Source organism: Ruegeria intermedia, assembly GCF_900129345.1.
Taxonomy (GTDB): Bacteria; Pseudomonadota; Alphaproteobacteria; order Rhodobacterales; family Rhodobacteraceae; genus Ruegeria; species Ruegeria intermedia.
Genome location: NZ_FQVK01000058.1, coordinates 1 through 5,468, shown reverse-complemented (window position 1 = coordinate 5,468; position 5,468 = coordinate 1). Strand labels below are relative to the sequence as shown.

Annotated in this window: 5 protein-coding genes; 4 read left to right on the top strand and 1 reads right to left on the bottom strand. The window is 63.5% G+C overall.

Annotated elements, in window-relative coordinates; translation table 11 throughout:
* Nucleotides 1-87: 87 nt before the first annotated feature.
* The 4 genes from F3H26_RS19025 (at nt 88) to F3H26_RS19010 (ending at nt 3,873) form a co-directional block, all read left to right on the top strand.
* Nucleotides 88-354, top strand: a complete 267-nt coding sequence (locus tag F3H26_RS19025) for a TFIIB-type zinc ribbon-containing protein (protein ID WP_149777539.1) — start codon at nt 88-90, stop codon at nt 352-354.
* 77 nt (nt 355-431) lie between these two features.
* A complete protein-coding gene (locus F3H26_RS19020) occupies nt 432-1,400 on the top strand; it encodes a magnesium transporter CorA family protein (RefSeq protein WP_149777538.1) in 969 nt (322 codons plus the stop codon).
* 15 nt (nt 1,401-1,415) lie between these two features.
* Nucleotides 1,416-2,381: a calcium/sodium antiporter gene (locus F3H26_RS19015; RefSeq protein ID WP_149777537.1), complete on the top strand. Its 966-nt coding sequence runs from the start codon at nt 1,416-1,418 to the stop codon at nt 2,379-2,381.
* Between the two features lie 58 nt (nt 2,382-2,439).
* On the top strand, nt 2,440-3,873 hold the full coding sequence (locus tag F3H26_RS19010) for an alkaline phosphatase D family protein (RefSeq protein ID WP_149777536.1): 1,434 nt from the start codon (nt 2,440-2,442) through the stop codon (nt 3,871-3,873).
* A gap of 385 nt (nt 3,874-4,258) precedes the next feature.
* Here the strand turns inward: F3H26_RS19010 and F3H26_RS19005 are convergent, their stop codons facing one another.
* On the bottom strand, nt 4,259-5,230 hold the full coding sequence (locus F3H26_RS19005; RefSeq protein WP_149777535.1) for a hypothetical protein: 972 nt from the start codon (nt 5,228-5,230) through the stop codon (nt 4,259-4,261).
* Between the last annotated feature and the right edge of the window lie 238 nt (nt 5,231-5,468).

The window sequence follows — 5,468 nt, the reverse complement described above, 5'->3', positions numbered from 1 at the left end:
CCCGCAAGATTTTTTTCCTCCCATCTTGTGGAAATCAATTGCCGTGCCGTTTGACAAAGGCAAACTGGGCCGGAAAGGAGAATTCCGATGAAATGCCCGATTGACGGAGAACCGCTGGTCATGACCGAACGCAGCGGCGTCGAAATCGACTATTGCCCGAAATGCCGTGGCGTCTGGCTGGATCGGGGCGAGTTGGACAAGATCATCGAGCGTTCGGTGCCCTCCGCGCCCGAGCCGAGGCGCGAGGAACGTCATCGTGAAGAGCGCTATCGCGACGATCCGCGCGGTTATCGTGACGCGCGCCCCTACAAGAAGAAGCGCGAGTCGTTTCTGAGCGATCTCTTCGACTTTTGACCGGACCGGTATCACGATCAGGGTGAACCGTTGGTGATCGATCGGCCAACAGCAGCGGTCTCGAGGCGCGGCCAGGCATGATGACTTCCTATGAACTTCAGGCCGGGCGACTGGCTGCACGACCCGGATTGCCGGGCGCGGGGGTCACGCCCGTCTGGATCGACCTCTTCGCCCTCTCCGCCGCGGAGGAGGCCGACGTCGAGCGCCTGGTCGGCATCGATGTGCCCACCCGCGACGAGATGCAGAAGATCGAGATCTCGTCGCGGCTCTATTCCGAGGACGGCGCCCTGTTCATGACCGCGCTGCTTCCGGCCCTTTCCGACAGCGGCGCGCCGGACATGCAGCCGGTGTCGTTCGTGCTGGCCGGGCCGACCCTTCTCACGGTGCGCTACCACGCCCCGCGCGCTTTCGAGACCTTCTCGGCCCGCGCGGCGAAGGTGCCGCTCGGGTGCGACAGCAGCGAGACCGTCCTGCTGGCGCTTCTCGAGGCCATCGTCGAACGTCTTGCCGACATTCTCGAACGGATCGGTCGCGACGTGGACGGCATATCGCGCGCTGTCTTCGGCACGGCGCCCGAGACGGACGGCGGCGTTTCGCTCAAGACGACGCTCAAGGCGATCGGCCGTGCCGGCGATCTCACGTCGCAGGTCCGCGACAGCCTGATGTCGCTGGAGCGCCTGAACAGCTTTTTCGGCCAGCAGGCCTTGCAGCGCAAGGACCAAAACAGCGCGCGCGAGCGGATCAAGACGCTTGAGTACGACATCCGTTCGCTGTCCGACCACGCCGGATTTCTCGCGCAGAAGGTCACCTTCCTGCTCGACGCCACGCTGGGCCTGATCAACATCGAGCAGAACGCGATCATCAAGATCTTTTCGGTCGTGGCGGTCGCCTTCCTGCCTCCGACGCTGATCGCGTCGATCTATGGCATGAACTTCGAACACATGCCGGAACTGGCATGGCCCTTCGGCTATCCATTCGCTATCGGACTGATGATAGCCTCCGCGATTCTGCCGTGGCTCTATTTCAAACGGCGCGGATGGCTCTAGGCTTCAAGGAAACACATGACACATGATCTTCTGTTGGTGGCCGCTGGCCTTGTTCTGCTCTTCGTCGGTGGCGAGGGCCTGGTGCGCGGTTCGGTCAACATCGCCGAACGTTTCGGCGTTTCCAAGCTTCTGATCGGGCTTGTTATCGTCGGCTTCGGCACATCGACGCCGGAGTTGCTGGTGTCGGTCAATGCCGCGCTTGACGGCGCGCCCGAGATCGCGCTGGGCAACGTGGTGGGTTCGAACATCGCCAACATCCTGCTGATCGTCGGGATCTCGGTCGCTATCATGCCGATCCTGTCCTGGGAACGCACGGCGGTGCGCGAGGCGCTGGTCGCGGCGCTGGTGGCGATGGTGCTGGTCGGGCTGGTGCAGGGCGCGTTCATCGAACGAACCGAGGGCGCAGCGATGCTGCTGGTCCTTCTCGGCTATCTCTTCGCAAGCTACTGGCTCGAGCGGCGCAACCAGCAATCCGAAACCTTGGAGCACGAGGCGGAAGAGTTCGAGGACATCCCCCTGCCCAACATCTGGGTCGCCGCCGTCTTCGTCGTGGCCGGTATCGCGGCGCTCGTGTTCGGGGCTGACCTGCTGGTGGGCGGGGCCGTCAACATCGCGCGGGCCTTTGGCGTGTCGGATGCGGTGATCGGCCTGTCTCTGGTGGCGGTCGGCACATCGCTGCCCGAACTGGCCACCGCGATCACCGCCGCGATCCGGCGCCATTCCGACGTGGTGCTGGGCAACGTGATCGGGTCGAACATCTTCAACATCCTCGCCATCCTCGGCACCACCGTCGTGATCCTGCCGATCGAGGTCAGCGAGCGGTTCCGCGAGTTTGATACCCATGTCATGCTGGCGGCCTCGGTCCTGCTGCTCGGGCTGCTGGCGCTGGTGCCGCGCATCGGACGTCTCTGGGGCGCGGTCATGCTGGCGGCCTATGCAGCCTACATGATCGTCCTGTTCCAGGCGGGCGCCATCGGTTGACGGGTCGCGAATGCGCACGCCTTTCCACCACCGGCAAGGGTTGGGTAGAGCTGGAAACATGACGCGAAATCTGACCCTGCCGGTGGGGCCGATCCTCTTTCTTGACGACCTGTGCGATGACGAGGCGCAGGTCTCGGCCCTGTTCGTGACCGGACCCGGAGAAGAACCCGCGCCGATCGAAACCGGCGCGCGGACATTCCGGCCCGCCGAGCTAGCGCGCTACGATCGCGGCACAGTATGGCGGACCCGCTTTCGCCTGCCCACCGGCCGGGCGTCGGAGTATTGCTGGAACGGTGAGCGCTTCGAGGTGGCGCTCGACCTCTCTGGCGACCTGCGACTGGGATATGTGTCGTGCAATGGCGAAGAGGTGGGCGACATGGAGCGCGCGCAATCCGAGCGCAACGCCATGTGGGAGCGCCTGTGCTCCCAGCACCGCAAGCGCCCGCTGGCTCTGCTGCTGCACGGCGGCGACCAGCTTTACGCCGACGAGCTCACGCAGGGCCATCCGCTGAGCGACGGCTGGCCGGATCGCATCCCGCGCGATCCCGGCCGTGCCGATCTGGTCGATCTGCGCCACTACCTGCGTGAACGGTTCTTCGAACGCTACGTCGCGCTCTTGGCGGCGCCGCCGTTCGCCTGGCTCGGCGCGCGCGTGCCTTCGCTGATGCAATGGGACGATCACGACATCTGTGACGGCTGGGGATCGCTCAGACGGTCGCGCACCTATAACCCGGTCGGGCAGACTCTGTTCACGGTGGCGCGGGAAGGCTTCCTCGTCTTCCAGCAGGCGGCACGGGACGTTGATCTTCCGCCGCGCTTTCTGGATCGGGACGGCGTGCATCTCGGCTGGACTGTGCATGGACCGGGGCTGCGCATCGTGGCACCGGACCTGCGATCCGAACGCACCCGGCGCGACATCATGGGAGCGGCTGGCTGGCAGGCGATCGAGGCCGAGGCCCGGCGGGATTTCGAAGGGCATACATTCCTGATGTCCAGCGTGCCGCTGCTCGGGCCGCGCCTGTCGCTCCTCGAGCTTCTGATGGTCTCCATTCCGCGCATGCAGAAATACGAGGACGACCTGCGCGACCAGTGGCAAAGCCGCGCGCATCGGGACGAGTGGCGGCGGATGCTGCGGATCGTGCGCGACATGGCGCGACGGGACGGACACGGAATCACGGCCATCTCCGGCGAAATCCACCTGGCGGCGCGGGCAGTCATGGATCTTGGCCAAGGGCTCGAGCTGCACCAGCTGACCGCCTCGGGCATCGCCCATCGCCCGCCGCCGAAGGGCTGGGCGCGCGTGCTTGGCGCGCTGGCCTGGCTGGGCGAAGATCCGTTGCCCGAACACCCGATCCGCATCCCGCCCCTTCCGGGGCAGAAGGCGCGCTATGTGGCCGAACGCAACTACCTGTTGCTGGAGCGGACCAATTCGAAGTGGCAGGCGCGGTGGGACCTGGAGCGAAGCGGAATGACCGCGCCGCTGAACTTGTGAAGCTCGCCGTCGTGCTGCCCATGGTCATGATGGCGGACGGCATGCATCGAGCTCTCCCCAGAGAACGTTCGCCCCCAGTCCCGTCCCCTCCGCCACTTGCCCTCGCGAAAGCGTTCTCCCGACCCGGCCACGGCCGGATTTTTTCTTTGTCTTCGAGGGTTATGTGGAAGGGGCTGAGCACTGTCCTAGCCGCCAGGAGGGCCGGAAGCGGTCTCTCAGGGCCGATATTCTCCGGACCTCATGACTGCGCGAATTTGGTGAATAGGTGGCCAAGTATTTGAATCGAATGCCCTATTCATCTCAGCTACGAATTACTCTCAAGCCGGGTCGCATTTAGTGATTAGTACTCCGAGCATGACTGTCTCGATTATGGGTCCTGTTTGGATCACTTGCCAAGCGCACCGCCATCCATCGCATTGTCACAACCGACGTTGTGATCGCCAACTGCCCCACCCACCTCAAGCTCGTCTTCCGGTGAGCTTGTACCGAGCAGCGCGGCGCAAAGGCTTTCGAGTTCTTTCTTCTCGCCCGTTGCGGCCAGCGCTTCGCGCAGCCTGGAACGGCGCCGCGTAAGCGCGCGGTTCGGATCACCGAAATACGCATCGCCAGCGACCGCTGCAGCGGCGATCGCGGCGAGCTGGCGTGCGAGTACAGCGATGCGCTGATGATCCTCGTTCTCTGGATCGAAGGCCGGCATAAGCCGGTAGGGAAGCGTGTGGATGTGACGCGGCCCGAAATCCCCTTCCGGATTGAACGGCAGGATCGCTTCGGTCAGCGCGCTGCTGTTGAGCGCGCCGGTTCTGAACCACGCTTCGTCCTCATCTGGCACAACCTGCCAGTACAATGTCTGATCGATGACCAGATCGTTGGCTTCGGTTAGCGGCAGGCACGCAGCGCAGATATGCTTGCCGCCCGCGCCCGATAGGACGAGACAGCCGGCATCGCCGAATTGCTGGTTGGTCAGCTTGTTGCGCACATTGATCCGGTATTCGAGCGTGTTTCCGGCACCGACGGTCTGCAGCCGGGTATTGATCGTGTTGAAGCGCCGCGCGGTATTGGTGAAGCCCATACGCCGGATTTCAGTGGGTTTGCAAATCTGCCACGCGCCGGCAGCATCGCGGTGCGCCGGAATGGCCACTGGCGCGCGGTCGTCACCGAGCACGAACGGCAACAGATTTTCGGATTGGGCGATTAGGTGGATGAAGCGCGGCGCGACATGGCCGGGGAAGCGCTCTCCGGCGAGCTCCTTCACCTGCTTGACGGTGAAGCCCCATTGCGTGCCCCGAGTCGGGGTATCAACGCGATACTCGTTGCCGGAATTTTTCAGGATTTCTATGCACACCGCTCCGCGGGGCATGATGTCTGCGCCCTGCTGTGAAACCTCTTCGTGTCTGAAGTCAGCACCTATCGGACAGATTTAGGGGTTTGAGCAACGGAGGATTTCTGGTTCATCGAAGCCATCAAGGAGCGAAGATGAACAAGAAATCCGGAACAAGCAAGGATGCCGCTGACAAGCTGGTCAGAGGCATCAAGCGGAAGACCCGTAAACAGTATTCAGCGGAAGAGAAGATCAGGATTGTCCTGGCTGGCCTGCG

Excerpts from the sequence above, each read along its gene's own strand:
- F3H26_RS19025 (WP_149777539.1), top strand. The coding sequence starts at position 88 with ATGAAATGCCCGATTGACGGAGAACCGCTGGTCATGACCGAACGCAGC.
- F3H26_RS19010 (WP_149777536.1), top strand. The coding sequence starts at position 2,440 with ATGACGCGAAATCTGACCCTGCCGGTGGGGCCGATCCTCTTTCTTGAC.
- F3H26_RS19005 (WP_149777535.1), bottom strand. The coding sequence starts at position 5,230 with ATGCCCCGCGGAGCGGTGTGCATAGAAATCCTGAAAAATTCCGGCAAC.
- F3H26_RS19020 (WP_149777538.1), top strand. The coding sequence starts at position 432 with ATGATGACTTCCTATGAACTTCAGGCCGGGCGACTGGCTGCACGACCC.
- F3H26_RS19015 (WP_149777537.1), top strand. The coding sequence starts at position 1,416 with ATGACACATGATCTTCTGTTGGTGGCCGCTGGCCTTGTTCTGCTCTTC.